14 protein-coding genes are annotated in these 14,193 nt (G+C 66.5%); 3 read left to right on the forward strand and 11 right to left on the reverse strand.

Annotation, left to right across the window (positions count from 1 at the left end):
* Positions 1–25: 25 nt before the first annotated feature.
* Positions 26–964, reverse strand: coding sequence for a bestrophin family protein (locus tag ACZ5R1_RS14510; RefSeq protein ID WP_027597594.1), 939 nt, complete (start codon positions 962–964; stop codon positions 26–28).
* 283 nt (positions 965–1,247) lie between these two features.
* On the opposite strand from ACZ5R1_RS14510, the gene ACZ5R1_RS14515 reads away from it, so the two are divergent.
* Positions 1,248–1,886, forward strand: coding sequence for a DsbA family oxidoreductase (locus ACZ5R1_RS14515; protein ID WP_027597593.1), 639 nt, complete (start codon positions 1,248–1,250; stop codon positions 1,884–1,886).
* On the opposite strand, the gene def is transcribed toward ACZ5R1_RS14515, so the two are convergent.
* Positions 1,883–2,422, reverse strand: coding sequence for a peptide deformylase (def, locus tag ACZ5R1_RS14520; protein ID WP_377708114.1), 540 nt, complete (start codon positions 2,420–2,422; stop codon positions 1,883–1,885). The genes ACZ5R1_RS14515 and def overlap by 4 nt on opposite strands.
* Positions 2,423–2,481: 59 nt before the next feature.
* Between def and ACZ5R1_RS14525 the strand changes: the two genes are divergently transcribed.
* Positions 2,482–3,672, forward strand: a complete 1,191-nt coding sequence (locus tag ACZ5R1_RS14525) for a serine hydrolase domain-containing protein (protein WP_464712441.1) — start codon at positions 2,482–2,484, stop codon at positions 3,670–3,672.
* Here ACZ5R1_RS14525 and ACZ5R1_RS14530 read toward each other — a convergent pair.
* The 8 genes from ACZ5R1_RS14530 to ACZ5R1_RS14565 form a co-directional block, all read right to left on the reverse strand.
* The gene (locus ACZ5R1_RS14530) at positions 3,660–4,514 is read right to left on the reverse strand and encodes a hypothetical protein (protein WP_052382647.1); all 855 of its coding nucleotides are present in this window, start codon (positions 4,512–4,514) and stop codon (positions 3,660–3,662) included. The two genes, ACZ5R1_RS14525 and ACZ5R1_RS14530, sit on opposite strands and share 13 nt — an antisense overlap.
* 3 nt (positions 4,515–4,517) lie before the next feature.
* Positions 4,518–5,420, reverse strand: coding sequence for a response regulator (locus tag ACZ5R1_RS14535; protein ID WP_027597590.1), 903 nt, complete (start codon positions 5,418–5,420; stop codon positions 4,518–4,520).
* Between the two features lie 67 nt (positions 5,421–5,487).
* Positions 5,488–7,347 (reverse strand): M48 family metallopeptidase, encoded by a 1,860-nt coding sequence (locus tag ACZ5R1_RS14540; RefSeq protein ID WP_464712442.1) that lies wholly within the window; start codon positions 7,345–7,347, stop codon positions 5,488–5,490.
* A 4-nt stretch (positions 7,348–7,351) separates the two neighbouring features.
* Positions 7,352–7,939, reverse strand: coding sequence for a LemA family protein (locus tag ACZ5R1_RS14545; RefSeq protein WP_007162885.1), 588 nt, complete (start codon positions 7,937–7,939; stop codon positions 7,352–7,354).
* A 123-nt stretch (positions 7,940–8,062) separates the two neighbouring features.
* A complete protein-coding gene (locus ACZ5R1_RS14550) occupies positions 8,063–8,671 on the reverse strand; it encodes a hypothetical protein (protein ID WP_278896463.1) in 609 nt (202 codons plus the stop codon).
* Between the two features lie 383 nt (positions 8,672–9,054).
* Positions 9,055–11,694 (reverse strand): aminopeptidase N, encoded by a 2,640-nt coding sequence (gene pepN, locus ACZ5R1_RS14555; RefSeq protein ID WP_074584670.1) that lies wholly within the window; start codon positions 11,692–11,694, stop codon positions 9,055–9,057.
* A gap of 11 nt (positions 11,695–11,705) precedes the next feature.
* Positions 11,706–12,548 carry a DUF2797 domain-containing protein gene (locus ACZ5R1_RS14560; protein WP_027597587.1) on the reverse strand — a complete coding sequence of 281 codons (843 nt, stop codon included), beginning with the start codon at positions 12,546–12,548 and terminating at the stop codon, positions 11,706–11,708.
* An 85-nt stretch (positions 12,549–12,633) separates the two neighbouring features.
* Complete coding sequence (locus tag ACZ5R1_RS14565) at positions 12,634–12,897, reverse strand: YeaC family protein (protein WP_007162881.1); 264 nt, start codon at positions 12,895–12,897, stop codon at positions 12,634–12,636.
* Between the two features lie 382 nt (positions 12,898–13,279).
* Between ACZ5R1_RS14565 and pdeM the strand changes: the two genes are divergently transcribed.
* Positions 13,280–13,939, forward strand: coding sequence for a ligase-associated DNA damage response endonuclease PdeM (gene pdeM, locus ACZ5R1_RS14570; RefSeq protein WP_464712443.1), 660 nt, complete (start codon positions 13,280–13,282; stop codon positions 13,937–13,939).
* Between the two features lie 18 nt (positions 13,940–13,957).
* Here the strand turns inward: pdeM and ACZ5R1_RS14575 are convergent, their stop codons facing one another.
* Positions 13,958–14,182 carry a hypothetical protein gene (locus ACZ5R1_RS14575; protein ID WP_027602825.1) on the reverse strand — a complete coding sequence of 75 codons (225 nt, stop codon included), beginning with the start codon at positions 14,180–14,182 and terminating at the stop codon, positions 13,958–13,960.
* Positions 14,183–14,193: the final 11 nt, after the last annotated feature.

Genomic DNA, 14,193 nt, shown 5'->3' on the forward strand with positions numbered 1-14,193 from the left:
GCGATGGCCAGCCACCGGGCGCCGCTCAGACGGAATCCTTCTCCGGCGAACTCAACCGCGAATCCCGCACGATCTCGCTGACCGAGGCGTAACCCCCGCGGGCATCGCGCAGCATGGTGCGCAGGTTGCCTTCGATGGTGTTGCAGATGGTGCCCATGGTGATCTGGTGCCGACTGCGCTGGAAGGGACTCTGCAGATCGGTCCCGACCTTTTCCAGCGCCAGGAACATGAAGCCCACCACGGTGGAGGCCAGCGGCGTGTACCACTCCAGGCTTTCCACCAGGCCGATGGGCATCAGCACGCAGAACAGGAAGACGAACAACCGCGGGAAGTTGACGTAGGGATAGGGCAAGGGCGTGTTGGCGATGCGCTCCATGCCGCCCTGCCAGTTGGACATGTCGACGAAGGTGGCTTCCAGGCGCTCCAGGCGGATGCTGTCCAGGCGACCGGCGCGGTACTCCAGGGCGATCAGGCTGGAAGAGCCGCTGAGGATGGCGTTGGCGAAGTTGTTGGTCTCCTTGCGCATCGCCCACTCCTCCTTGCCCAGGTAGGTGCGGACTTCCTTGGGCAGCGGGTCGCCGCTGAGCTGGCAGGCCAGGCAGCGGACGTAGGCGAGATGGCGCTCGATGAGTACCGTCTTGATGGCGTTGAAATGCTCGTCGCCATCGTCGATGAGCGTCAGCGCCTGCCGGGCGAAGCTGCGCGAGCTGTTGACCATGCCGCCCCAGAGGGTGCGCGCTTCCCACCAGCGCTGATAGGCACTGGTGTTGCGAAAGCTGGTCAGCACGATCAGCGCCGAGCCGATCAGGGTCAGGGGGATGTTGGGCAGCTGCGCCCGTTGGTCGACGAAGATCATGTAGTCGACGGTGACGGCGATGTCCCACAGCAGCAGCCAGAAAACCGACCAGCCGACGTAGCTGAAGGTTTGCCGAAGGAATGTCAGTTTGCGTTCGAAAAAACCCAAGGTGATAGTCCTTAGCGCGTGAAAGAAAGGATGCAGCCATAGGAACCTGGGGTCGGGGACAGGTTCAAGGCAAGCGTCTAGAGCGCGGATCGCCACCCATTTCACGCAATTGGCCGGTGGCCATTCCGTTTCCGGATATGAAGAGGACGTCGGTTGCTGGCTGCCAACCTCCGGCTCGCAACCCGTACTTGGAGGCCCTATCGGCCGTGGATATCGGCACGTTCACCGAACATCCGCTTTCGGGTGCGGTCCGACAGACACCATGCCCTTCCGGAGCACTGCCATGACCGCCACCCCGCGCGTTCGTCTGGATGTCTGGAGCGATTACGTCTGTCCCTTCTGCTACCTGGAGCTGCCCCAGCTGGCGCGTCTGCAGGAGGAATTCGGCGACCAGCTGGCCATCGAGTGGCATGCCTTCGAATTGCGTCCCGAGCCCACGCCCACCCTCGACCCTGCCGGTGACTACCTGCGCCGGACCTGGGATCGCGCCGTCTATCCCATGGCGGCGGAATACGGCATGGTGCTGCGGCTGCCGCCCGTGCAACCCCGCAGTCGCCTGGCGCTGGAGGCGGCGGAATTCGCCCGCGAGCAGGATCGCTTCGACGCCTTCCACCTGGCGGTCTTCCAGGCCTTTTTCGAAGAGGGTCGGGATATCGGCGAGCTGGACGTGCTGCTCGACCTGGCGCGTCACAGCGGTCTGGACAGCGAGGCGCTAAGAGCCAGCCTGGCCCGGGGCGACCATACCGATGTCGTGCTGCACGCCGAGGATCGCGCCGAAGCCCTGGGCATCACCGCGGTACCGACGCTGCTGCTGCGCTCCGCCGGGGCGCCCGTCGAAGAGGCTCGCGCCCTGGATGGCGCGGTGCCCTTCGCCCAGTTGGCGGCGGCCGTCAGGGCGCAGCTGGAGGCCGCCGGCGCCTAGCGCTGCGCGGCCGCGGTCAACTCGGGAAACAGTACCTCGGTGAAGCCGAAGCGGGCGAAATCCTGGATGCGCGAGGGATAGAGTCGCCCGATCAGGTGATCGTATTCGTGCAGCACCACCCGTGCATGGAAGCCTTCGGCCTCCTGGTCCACCGGACGACCGTCGCCATCCACGCCCCGATAGCGGATCCGCCGCGGCCGTGGCACCTCGCCGCGCAACCCCGGGATCGACAGGCAGCCTTCCCAGCCCAGCTCCTCGCTGGCGTCCAGCACCTCGATCCGCGGATTGATCAGCACCTGCAGGGGCACCGGCGCCGCCTCGGGATAGCGGACATTGCGCTCGAAGCCGAAGACCATCAGTTGCAGATCTTCGCCGATCTGCGGCGCCGCGAGGCCCACGCCACCGGCGGCGGCCATGGTGTCGAACATGTCCTGGATCAGCCCCTGCAGCTCGGCCGAACCGAAGCGCTCGGCCGCCACCGACGGTGCCACCCGCAGCAGGCGGGGATCGCCCATCTTCAAAATGTCACGAATCATGCGAGGATTCCTCCTTTGGCCGGTCCAGCTGCCGGCGATTCGCCAGGAGCTTAAACCAGATGTCTTCCCTACTGCTCGCCAGCGCACTCGGCCTCGGCCTGAGTACCCCCCTTGCCCAGGCCGAGGACGCGGCCCTCGCCGCCCGCCTCGATCCGATCCTGGAACAGGCCATCGCCCAACAGCGCATCGTCGGCACCGTGGTCATGGTCGCTCACCAGGGCCGCGTGGTGTATCGGCGCGCCGCCGGTTTCGCCGATCGCGAAGCCCGGCGGCCGATGCAGGAAGACCAGCTGTTTCGCTTCGCCTCCCTGACCAAGCCGCTGGTGGCCGTGACCGCCTTGCGGCTGGCGGACCAGGGCCGCCTGGATCTGCAGGCGCCGGTCAGTCGCTACCTGCCCTACTTCACCCCGGCTCTGGCCGATGGCACTCCGGCCACGCCGACCCTGGCGCAGCTGCTCAGCCACACCGCCGGCCTGCACTATGGTTTCGGCGAAGACCAGCACGGTCCCTATCACCGTGCCGGGGTATCCGACGGCCTGGATGATGCCTCCCTCACCCTGGAAGAAAACCTCCGACGCCTGGCGGGGGTGCCGCTGGACTTCCAGCCGGGCACCCAGTGGCGCTACTCCCTTGGGCTGGACGTGATGGGCGGCGTGCTGGCGGCCGCCACCGGGCAGCCCCTGCCGGCGGTCGTCCAGCGGGAGGTGGCCGCACCGCTGGGTCTGCACGACCTGAGCTTCCACGTCAGCGACGCCGGGCGCCTGGCCACAGCCTATCGCGACGGCTATCCGCGCCCCGAACCCATGAGCGAGCCCTATCTGCTACCCATGCCCAGGGGCGGCATTCTCTATTCGCCGGCACGCGCCCTTTCGGCGCAGGCCTTCGCCTCGGGCGGCGGTGGCATGCAGGGCAGCGCGGGCGACTATCTTGCCTTTCTCGAGGCGCTCCGCCAGGGGCGGCTGCTCCAACCGGCCAGCCAGCGCCTGTTCATGGAAGACCAGATCCCTGAGCTGCAGCGCGACGACGCCCCGGGCTGGGGCTTTAGCCTGGGCGCGGCGGTGCTGCGCGATGCCCGGATGGCGAAGACCCCGCAGACGCCTGGCACCCTGCAATGGGGTGGCGTCTACGGCAATGCCTGGTTCATCGACCCGGCGCGCGAGCTGAGCGTGGTGATCCTCACCAACACGGCGATCGCCGGCATGAGCGGCCCCTTCCCCGACGCCATCCGTAATGCCCTCTACCGCGACTGAGCGGCGTCCAGCCGGGCCTGCAGCGCCTGCAGCTGCTCCTGCAACGCGGCATGCTCCTGCTGCAGGGCTTGATAGCTGTCGGTGACGGCGTCGGTATCGATGAACACCTGCTCGATGAACTCCTTTTCCACCAGGGTGCGCGACAGCTTCGCCCGCTCCTCTTCGAGACTCTCGCGCAGGGTCTCCAGCTCCTCTTGCAGGCGCCCATCCACCTCGGCCACGCCCGCCGCGGCCGGCGCCGCGGGCTGTTGCCGCAGCCGCAGCAGCTCTTCGCCGAGTCGCTGTACCTTCACCTTGAGCTGATCGCGCTCGCGGCGCACTTCCAGCAGGGTGCCCTGCACCCGATCGTGATCGAGACTGAGGCGCTGCAGCTTGGCTTCCGCACCGCGCATCTCGCGATTCTGCACATGCAGGTTGGTGATCAGCTTGTGCGCCCGGTCCAGCTTGGACTTGAGATCGTCCAGCTTGAATTCCAGACTCTCGCGATGGGACAGCAGGTCGTCGATATAGGGCTGGTTGGTCTTCTTCCAGTCCGGATAGTCGTCACCGCCCACCCCGTCGAGGCGGCCTACCAAATCCAGGCTGTCGCTGATGGCCTGCCCCAGGGGCTCGACATCCGCCTGCCGCGCCGCGTCGATCAGGCTGGCCGCGGTCTCGGCCTGACTGGTGAGCGGCAGCGGCGCGCCGGGCGCAGACGCCGCAGGAACCTCGGGGTCCTCGACCGCGGCCTCGGGGCGTGGAAAGAGGCGCTGCCAGAGCAGGGTCAGGACCAGGGCGATGAGCAGGACATTGGACAGGGTGACCAGCAGGAAACCCCATTCGACGAAGCGCGAGTCGGCCATCCCCTAGCTCAACAGGAAGGCGATGAAGCCGTCACCCAGCCCGGGAAAGGACAGGCTGAAATCGGCGCGACCATTGTTCTGCCGCCAGAGGCTGTAGAGCTTCTCGAAGGGCTTCTGCACCAGGTGACTGGTGCTGAGTACCAGCGGCGCACCACCCTTGCCGGCGGAGATCATGCCGCTGAGGTCGGCGAGGAAGGCGGTGGCGTTCTCGTAGATTTCCCGGCTCAGGGTCGCGCTGGCAATGGCGCTGTGGATGGCTGCCGGCGCGAGTCCGGCCAGGGAGCCACCGAGAATGCAGGCCGCGTTGAGGTCCAGCAGGCAGACGGCTTCCAGTGCCTTGCTCTGCGGATGGCCATAGATGCCGATCACATAGGGCAAGGCCAGCCGATCAACCGGAATCGGCGCCATGGGCTCTATCTGGCAGACGATGGACGAGAGGCCGAGCAACTGGCGGATGCGCTGTGGATCAGGGTTGAAACGAGTCGGGATCGGCAGGCTCTCGCGACCGGAGGATTCAATGGCCTGTTCGGCGCTGGCGCCATCCTGCAGCACGGTGAGCACCGCCTGCTGCAGGGTTTCCTGGGCGAAGGGCTTGGTCACCACGAAGGCTGCGCCATTGCGGTAGGCCGCCTCGATGTTGCGCGCCGACGACTCGGTGGTGACAAAACCCACGTGGATGTCGGCGCCCACCCGCTGACGGATCGCCTGGAGCAGTTCCAGACCGGTCATGCCGGGCATGTGCCAGTCGGTGAGCACCAGGTTGGGCGTCCAACTCTCCAGCAGCGCCACGGCTTCCTCACCGGTGGACGCCACGCGCAATTCGATATCCCTGTAACCGGTATTCGCCAGAATCCGCTTGATGATGGTCTGGACCGCTCGACTGTCGTCTACCACGAGGAACTTCATGCATCATCCTGAATTATGAACGCCACGTTATCCCTCGGCGAGCTGTCGCCGCGGGCGCCAGTGTGGATCACAGTGCAGATATCACCTGGCCAGTATCAGCCGAACGGCAACCTTTTTGCGAGAGCTTGTCATCGGCGAGTGAAAGGTATTCGTCCAGGGCGGGATACGGCAATTCGAGGACCGTACAATAGAGCCTCAGCAGCTCCAGCTCTGCGGTTTGCACCCTTTCGTCCGCCTCGATGAGACAGAGCAGGCCCTCCAGTACCAGGGTGCGCGCCGCCACGCTCAGCTGGGCGAGCTGCGCCAGGGCGCCGTCCAGCGCCGGACGCCAGGGACGCGGCGGCGCGTAGCTACAGTGCAAACCGGGAAAGGTACGGGCGACGGCGAGCAGGAAGGCCCGACGAGCGGCCTGGACGTCATCGTGGCTCTGTTCGGCGGCCACCGCATAGAAGGTAAGGACCGCGGTCCGGGCCTGCGCCAGCTTGCCCCGCCCCGACAGCCGTTGGCGACCCGGCGCCAAGCTGGCGATCAGCTGACGCTGGATGATCTGCGCCAGGCAGTAGCGGGACAACTCCAGGTCCGGCGCAGCGGCGAAGCCTGCCTTGAGATCGATCAGCAGCTGGCGCAGGACCGGCCGCGGCAGTTGGCGGATGGCTGGAAAGGTCAGTTGCGCCACCGGCAGCCGCAGAGAGGCATGCAGACTGTTCACCCAGCGCGCGCCCTCCCCGCCGCCCGCTGCCGGCGGCGTGCCGGCCAGTGCCAGCAACAGCTCCGCCGCCTGCTGCGGCTGGCGCAGCACTTCGAGCAGGGCCGGTGGAAGGGTGCGCAGGGGCGTATCGGCCAGTGCCGGTGCAACCGGCAGCGCTACGGCGGTCGGCGGCGGCGAAGCGGGCGGCGTACCTCCTGCCACATAGGCGACGCCCATGGGCAGCAAGGCTTCCGCCCGGAGGCGCTCCAACTGCCATTCGTCGAAGTCCGGTTCCAAGAGCTGGATGCGCTCCAGCACCGGGGGATGGGTGGCGAACCAGGAGGCGCCCGAGTCGCCCAGCACCATGTGCGCGACGCTGCGCGCCCGACGGTGATAGAGCCGCCCCTGCAGCGGATGGGCGGCGATCTTCTTCAGGGCACTGGCCAGACCCTGGGGCTGGCGGGTGAACTGCACGGCGGAGGCATCCGCCAGACGCTCGCGTGAGCGCGCCGCCGCGGCCTGGATCAGGTTGGCGAAGAACAGTCCGCAGCCGCCGACCGCCAGCAGCACGGTGCCCAGCAACCAGCCCAGCAGGTGATTGCCATCGACCCGGGTGATGGTCGAGGTGCGATCCGAGAAGAGCTCCTGTCCGAGGTCGGCGATCAGGCTGATGCCATGCAGCCAGCCCAGCAGGCGCAGATTCAGGCGCATGTCGCCGTTGAGCAGATGACTGAATTCATGGGCGACGACACCCTGCAATTCGTCCCTGTTCAAGAGCTGGAGCGCGCCGCGGGTCAGGCACAGGCTGGCATCTGCCGGTCCGTAGCCGCTGATGAAGGCATTGATTGCCGGCTCGTCCGGCAGCAGGCACAGCCTCGGCACCGGTACGCCGGCGGCCAGGGCCATCTCCGCCACCACGTTGTGCAGCTGACGGGTACGGGGGTCGGTCTGATCGTCCAATGGCACGGCGCCCAGCCGCCTGACCACGGCCTCGCCGCCCTGGCGCGCCAGTTGCCGCACCTTCCAGAAGGAAGCGCCGGCGATGATGCCGGTGAATGCCAGGCCGGTCTTGACCAGCGTCGCCCCACGCCCACCGAGGTAGTCGATCACCTCCCGCGGCAGGAACACCAGGGCCAGGCCGGCGCTGGCCAGCGCCATGAGCAGCACCACCAGGGCCAGCAAGGCAAGACACAGCCGGGTGCGCCGGCGCGCCGCGGCCTGGTCGTCGAGAAAGCGCACGCGCTCAGCTCAGGCTGATGCGCGGGGTCTGGCGGGCGGCCCCGTCCGGCAAGGTCAGCGGCTGCGCCAGGCGAAAGCCGAAGCGACGGGCGAGCAGCGATCCGGGAAAGGTCTCGCAGCGATTGTTGTAGTCCATCACCGCATCGTTATGGGCCTGACGGGCGTAGGCCAGGCGATTTTCCGTGGAGCTCAGCTCTTCCATCAGCTGCAGGACCGTGTCGTTGGCCTTGAGCTCCGGATAGGCCTCGCTCACGGCGAACAGCCGCCCAAGGGCGATGCCGAGTCCCTGCTCGCCCTGCTCCAGGGCGTGCAGGGCGACGGGATCCTCCGGCCGGGTCTTGGCCTGGTGCAGGCCGGACTGCGCCTGCTGGCGCGCCGTCATCACCGCCTGCAGCGTTTCGCGCTCGTGCTGCAGATAGCCCTTCACCGCTTCCACCAGATTGGGGATGAGATCGTGCCGGCGGGTGAGCTGGACATCGATCTGGGCGAAGGCGTTGCGGTAGGCGTTACGCGCCGTGACCAGAGCGTTGTAGAGGCTGATCGCGAACAGGCCGAGAGCGACCAGGGCAGCCAGCAGGAGCAGCAGTTTCATCGAATCGTCCTTGAAGGTGCTGAGAATTTCCAGTCTAGGGCGCGCGCCGCTGCACCCGCTGCACAGCGCGACGGATGCGGCGGTTGAGGGGATGGCTGGTGAATCCGGGGGGCATACCGCGGTTCAAGACGGGGATGGCGTGCCCGGGTCGGTGGGCTGGCGTGGCGCTGCGTCCGCCTTGCGGCCGGGCTGGAGCTGCAGCAGCAGGGCATCGCGCTCCTGACGCATCTGGGCGAGGCTGGTCTGGGTCCGGGTCAGTTCCTCCTGCAGTCGCTGGGCCTGGGCTTCGGAAGCGCGCAATTCGCGATTCTGCGCGCGCAGGCCGGTTACCACCTTGTGCGCCCGGGTCAGCCGCATGACCATGTTGTCCACCTTGAGCTCCAGGGCTTCGCGGTGCGACAGCAATTCCTCGACATAGGGGTCGTCGCTTTTCTTCCACTCGGGATAGTTGGCGTCGTACACCTCTTCCGGACCCTCGTCGAAGAGGTCGACGTTGCGGTTCGCCGTCGGGGCGGGACCGGCGGGAAGTGGCGGCGGCGGAGCGTCGGCAGGCGCGCTGTCGACCACCTCGGGAGCGGCCGGCGCCTGCTCCTCGTTAACGCCCTCGGCCTTGGAAGCCGCGTCGCTGGCGACGTACCGCTGCCACAGCAGAAACACCACCAGGGCGATCAGCAGGATATTGCACAGGGTTATCAGGACGAATCCCCAATCCATCAGCTGTGCATGACTCATCTGCCGCTCCGTGCTTTTCCGGTGACTGGATCCAAGGCCTGTCGAGACCTCTCGCCTACCCTGTCGGCGGCGGCGCCTCGTTCTGCAGCCGATTTGAATACAGCTGGCAGCCTAAAGCATTTCTATCAGCCAAGCGGCGCCAGGGCGGAGACGAATTGTCAGGCACGGGGGTGTGCGCGGTTTTTTCCGTAGGCAGCAGAGGCGCTATAGGCTAGGGCCGCGCGGGAAAATCCGGGCGAAAAAAAGCCCGACGCTGGACGTCAGGCTTTGCAACGGTGGGCGGATGTTGGGCTTCGCTGCGCTCAACCCAACCTACGAGACGAAGTAGGTTGGATTGAGACGGCTCTGTCGTCGAAGCCCAACAAGCAGCCCAGTCGGATCTCCTACGCCAGGCTCTTGCTCACCACCTCGTAGACGTCGCTGGACAACTCGCCGCTGGCCAGGATGCGCTCCAGCTCGGCACGCATCAGCGCCTGACGCTCCGGCGTGTACTTCTTCCAACGCGTCAGGGGCGTGAGCAGGCGCGAGGCGATCTGCGGATTGAGGCGGTTGAGGGTGATGATCTGGTCGGCCAGGAAGCGATAGCCGCTGCCGTCCTCGGCGTGGAAGTTGACCAGGTTGGCGTTGGCGAAGGCGCCGATCAGGGCCCGTACCTTGTTGGGGTTCTTCAGGGTGAAGACCGGGTTTTCCATCAGCGCCTGGACCCGCGCCAGGCCGCCCGGCAGCGGGCTTGAAGCCTGCACGCTGAGCCAGGTGTCCATGACCAGCGGATCGGCCTTGAACTCTTCGAAGAAGCGCGCCAAGACGTCGGCCTTCTCCTGTTCGAAGCTGGAGTTGACCAGAGCGCTCAGGGCGGCCAGGCGCTCGGTCATGTTGTCGGCGTTATCGAACTGCTCCAGGGCGGCGTCGCGGGCTTCCGGCTCTTCCAGCAGCATCAGATAGCCGAGGGCGGCGTTCTGCAGACTGCGGCGGGCGATGTGGTCGGCACTGGCCTGGTAAGGCGTGGTGCGGGATTCCTCGCGGGCACGGCGATAGCGCTGCCAGAGCACGTCACGCAGGGCCTCGGCGATGGCCCGACGCGCCTGACGACGGGCGCCGTAGATGGCCCCGGGATCGGCCTGCTCGGACAACTCCACCAGATAGGCTTCGGACGGCAGCGAGAGCATCTCGGCGACCATGGCCGGGTCGAGGGACTCGTCCGCCGCCACGGTGCGCAGGGCTTCCACCAGCCGGGTGTCCAGCGGCTCACCGGCGATCATGCCCTGCAGCACCTGCACGGCCAGCTGCTGGCCGGCGTCCCAGCGGTTGAAGCCGTCGCTGTCGTGCTGCATGAGGAAGGTCAGCTGTTCACGGCTGTAGGGGAAGCTGAGCTTGACCGGCGCGGAGAAGCCACGCAGCAGCGACGGCAGCGGCCGCTCGGGCACGTCGACGAAGGTAAAGGTCTGCTCGGCCTGGGTGACCGACAGCACCCGGTCGGTGCCCTGGGCAGCGCCCTCGCCTTCCAGGCGCAGCGGCAGGTCGCGCCCCTGGCCATCCAGCAGACCGAGCTGGACCGGGATCACGAAGGGCTCCTTGGTCGGCTGGCCCGGGGTGGGCGGGCAGCTCTGGCTGAAGGTCAGCCGATAGGTCTGGGCCGCGGCGTCATAGCTGTCGCTGACCGCCAGGCGCGGGGTGCCGGACTGGCTGTACCAGCGCTTGAACTGGCTGAAGTCGGTGCCATTGGCGTCTTCCAGGGCCTTGATGAAGTCGTCGCAGGTCACCGCCTGACCGTCGTGGCGCTCGAAGTAGAGATCGGTGCCCTTGCGGAAGCCCTCGGCGCCCAGCAGGGTGTGCAGCATCCGCACCACCTCGGCGCCCTTCTCGTACACCGTCAGGGTGTAGAAGTTGGAAATCTCGATGAAGTGGTCCGGGCGCACCGGGTGGGCCATGGGACCGGCGTCCTCGGCGAACTGGTTGGTGCGCAGGAAGGCCACGTCCTCGATGCGCTTGACCGTGGGCGAATTCATGTCGGAGCTGAAGCCGGCGTCGCGGAACACGGTGAAGCCTTCCTTGAGCGACAGCTGGAACCAGTCGCGGCAGGTCACGCGATTGCCCGACCAGTTGTGGAAGTATTCGTGGGCGACGATGGCCTCGACGCGCTGATGGGCGGCGTCGGTGGCGGTGCGCGGGCTGGCCAGCACGGCGCTGGAGTTGAAGATGTTGAGGCCCTTGTTCTCCATGGCGCCCATGTTGAAGTCGTTCACCGCGACGATCATGAAGATGTCCAGATCGTATTCGCGGCCGTAGACCTCCTCGTCCCAGCGCATGGATTTCTTCAGGCTGTCCATGGCGTGCTGCAGCTTGCCGATGTTCTCCGGTTCGACGTAGATGCGCAGGGCCACGTCGCGGCCACTGCCGGTGCGGTAGCTGTCTTCGACGCACCAGAGGTCCCCGGCGACCAGGGCGAACAGGTAGGCCGGCTTGGGGAAGGGATCTTCCCAGGTGGCCCAGTGACGGCCGCCCTCGGCTTCGCCGCTGGCCACCGGGTTGCCGTTGGAGAGCAGGATCGGGTACTTGGCCTTGTCGGCTTCCACCGTGGTGGTGAAGACGCTCATCACGTCCGGCCGATCCAGGTAGTAGGTGATCTTGCGGAAGCCTTCGGCCTCGCACTGGGTGCAGAACATGGTGCCGGAGACGTACAGGCCTTCCAGGGCGGTGTTGCTTTCCGGATGGATGCGCACCGCGGTCTTGAGCACGAAGGCTTCGCCCTGGGGCTGCAGGGTCAGGCTGCCCGCCTCGACCTGATAGTCGTCGGCGGCCAGGGCCTGGTCGTCCAGGGCCACGGCCAGCAGCTCCAGTTCCTCGCCATGCAGCACCAGCGGCGGCAGGCCCGCGCCACGGGCCGGATTGCGCTGCAGCCGCAATTCGGCATGTACCAGGGTCTGGTCGTCGTGCAGCTCGAATCTGAGGCGGGTCTCCTCGATGAGGTACTCGGGCGCCTGGTAGTCCTTGAGGTAGATGGTCTGGGGCTGGTCGGTGCGCATGGCTTACGTCCTTACATCTCTGCTGCGGAGGCGGACACGGCCAGCTGATAGGCCGTGTACTTGCGAATGTTGATCACGCCGGTATCGAACATCAGGTATTGACCCTTGATGCCCAGCAGCGTGCCTTCCACCACGGGGGTCTTTTCCAGGTCGTGGCTGACCACCTTGGTGGGATAGACCGTCACCGGATAATGGATCTCGATGGGCGCCATGTCGACCACCGGCTGGATCGCCTGCAGGCCGAAGCGGCCCTGGAGATCGTCCAGACCCTGGGCGCAGGCGTCGAAGATCCGCTCGCGCACCGCCACCAGGTCTTCCGGTGCGGCCACGCCCTTGAGCATGGCGCGCCAATTGGTGCGATCGCCCACCTGGCTGCGCAGCAGGTCTTCCACCAGGCCGGACTGCTGGCGCGTGGCGACCCTCAGGATCGGCAGCGCCTGGTAGGCGCCCTGGTCGATCCAGCGGGTGGGCAGCTGGGTGGCGCGGGTGATGCCCACCTTGAGGCCCGAGGAGTTGGCCAGGTAGACGACGTGGGGCACCATGCAATGGGCTTCGCCCCACTCCGGCTGGCGACAGGTGCCATGCTCGTAGTGGCACTTTTCGGGGCTGACGATGCAGCTGTCGCACTGGGCCAGGGCGGTGAAGCAGGGATAGCAGTAGCCCTGGCTGAAGCTCTTTCGGGTCTTGCGGCCGCAGTGGGTGCAGTGGATGGCGCCCAGGTATTCCAGGCGCAGGCGACGGCCGATCAGCGGATTGACCGGTACCTCGCGCTCGTCGAGGCGAAAGGCGTAGTTGACGGGGTCGGCCAGGGTCACGGCCATCTTGCGCAGGGCGCCACGGCCCAGTTCGGTCATCACGGTAGGAATTTCTCGATTTCTAAAAGACGCGAGGTGCCTCTTCGTCGCCGAAGGGCACCTCGTCGGGGTAAGGCGCGGACAATCAGTGGATGGCGTCGGACTTGAACAGGATGTTCTCGATGGGCACCGACTTGGAGGCGCACTCCTGGGGACCCATGTAGCCGGTCCGCTGGTCTTCGGGCAGGTGCTTGGCCTCGTAGGCGATCACCGCCTGCAGACAGAGCTCGACCTGGTCGCGACTGAGCTTGCGGCCGTCCGGCCACTTGCCGATCTCCACGGCCAGCTTGAGGCCTTCGTAGATATCGGGGGTGATGTTTTCCAGCATCTGGGCGAAGGATGTCGACATGGGTCGCTCCGGACTCTAGTGAACCGCCAGTTTACCGGGCTGCAGGCGACGGCGCACCTGGCCTGGTTCAATGGTGGTCATAGGTTGTATTTCGGCTCGCGGCCCGGTGTCGCGATAGGCTGGGTTGAGACGGCTCCATCGTCGAAGCCCGACAGGGGCGATGCCGATTGGGCTGTGCTGTGCTCAACCTAACCTACGCGGGTGCGTATTCCGTGGCGTGGAAAACGGCCTGGCCTTTTCCACTGGAGCATTGGTCAGGGTCGCCCTCACCCCAACCTCCTCACCCAGGGAGCGAACGCTAGCCGAGCAGGCCTACCCTGCAACAGGGCTGAACCCTGGCACCTGGCCGCCATCAGAGCAGGAAGCGCTTCCTGGAGACCCCATGCCTGCCTATCACCCTCTCATCCTCGCCGGTGTCGAGCTCTGGCTGCTCGCGGAAAAGGCCATCTATTGGCCGGCGCGCCAGGCGCTGCTGGTGGCCGATATCCATTTCGGTAAGGCGGCCGCCTTCCGGGCGCTGGGCCAGCCGGTGCCCCATGGCACCACGGCCGGCAACATCGCCCGGCTCGACAGCCTGCTGGCACGCTACGACTGTCGCGAGATCATCTTTCTCGGCGACTTCCTGCACGCTCCGGAATCCCGCGCACCCCTGACCCTGGACACCCTCGAGCGCTGGCGGGAACACCAGGCCCATCTGCGGCTGCTGCTGATTCGTGGCAACCATGACCGGCGCGCCGGGGAACCACCGGCCGCGCTGGGCATCGACGTGGTGGGCGAGCCGCTGGAGCTGGACGGCCTGTCGCTGCAGCACGAACCCGATCCACACCCGCGCCTGCCGGTGCTGGCCGGCCACATCCATCCGGCGTTTCGCCTGCAGGGGCGTGGGCGCCAGGCGCTGCGCCTGCCCTGCTTCTGCCTGGAAAATGACGAGGTACTGATCCTGCCGGCCTTTGGCGACTTCACCGGCGGGCACCTGCTGGCACCCGATCCGGCGCGGCGGATCTTCGTGGTGGGGGATGGCGGTATCTGGCCCTTGCGCTAGAGCCAGATACCCTGGCGATCAGCCTTCTTCGGTGATCCCGGTGATGGTGATGCCGTGGCGTTCCAGCAGGGCCACCGTGGGTTCGTCGTAATCCCGGGGGACTTCGCTGTCGTCGTACTCTTCCAAGGCATCGTCGCGGACGATCTGGGCGACGCGCTCCATGTCCGGTTTCTGGTCTGCGTCGGTGGTGACCACCGAGGTGTTGCCATCAACGTTGCTGTAAGCAATTTTCCACTTCGACATCTCAGGACTCC

The organism is Pseudomonas sp. Pso3, assembly GCF_055393275.1.

Excerpts from the sequence above, each read along its gene's own strand:
- ACZ5R1_RS14565 (WP_007162881.1), bottom strand. The coding sequence starts at position 12,897 with ATGTCGACATCCTTCGCCCAGATGCTGGAAAACATCACCCCCGATATC.
- ACZ5R1_RS14550 (WP_278896463.1), bottom strand. The coding sequence starts at position 8,671 with ATGAGTCATGCACAGCTGATGGATTGGGGATTCGTCCTGATAACCCTG.
- ACZ5R1_RS14515 (WP_027597593.1), top strand. The coding sequence starts at position 1,248 with ATGACCGCCACCCCGCGCGTTCGTCTGGATGTCTGGAGCGATTACGTC.
- def (WP_377708114.1), bottom strand. The coding sequence starts at position 2,422 with ATGATTCGTGACATTTTGAAGATGGGCGATCCCCGCCTGCTGCGGGTG.
- ACZ5R1_RS14560 (WP_027597587.1), bottom strand. The coding sequence starts at position 12,548 with ATGACCGAACTGGGCCGTGGCGCCCTGCGCAAGATGGCCGTGACCCTG.
- ACZ5R1_RS14530 (WP_052382647.1), bottom strand. The coding sequence starts at position 4,514 with ATGGCCGACTCGCGCTTCGTCGAATGGGGTTTCCTGCTGGTCACCCTG.
- pdeM (WP_464712443.1), top strand. The coding sequence starts at position 13,280 with ATGCCTGCCTATCACCCTCTCATCCTCGCCGGTGTCGAGCTCTGGCTG.
- ACZ5R1_RS14525 (WP_464712441.1), top strand. The coding sequence starts at position 2,482 with ATGTCTTCCCTACTGCTCGCCAGCGCACTCGGCCTCGGCCTGAGTACC.
- pepN (WP_074584670.1), bottom strand. The coding sequence starts at position 11,694 with ATGCGCACCGACCAGCCCCAGACCATCTACCTCAAGGACTACCAGGCG.
- ACZ5R1_RS14535 (WP_027597590.1), bottom strand. The coding sequence starts at position 5,420 with ATGAAGTTCCTCGTGGTAGACGACAGTCGAGCGGTCCAGACCATCATC.
- ACZ5R1_RS14575 (WP_027602825.1), bottom strand. The coding sequence starts at position 14,182 with ATGTCGAAGTGGAAAATTGCTTACAGCAACGTTGATGGCAACACCTCG.
- ACZ5R1_RS14545 (WP_007162885.1), bottom strand. The coding sequence starts at position 7,939 with ATGAAACTGCTGCTCCTGCTGGCTGCCCTGGTCGCTCTCGGCCTGTTC.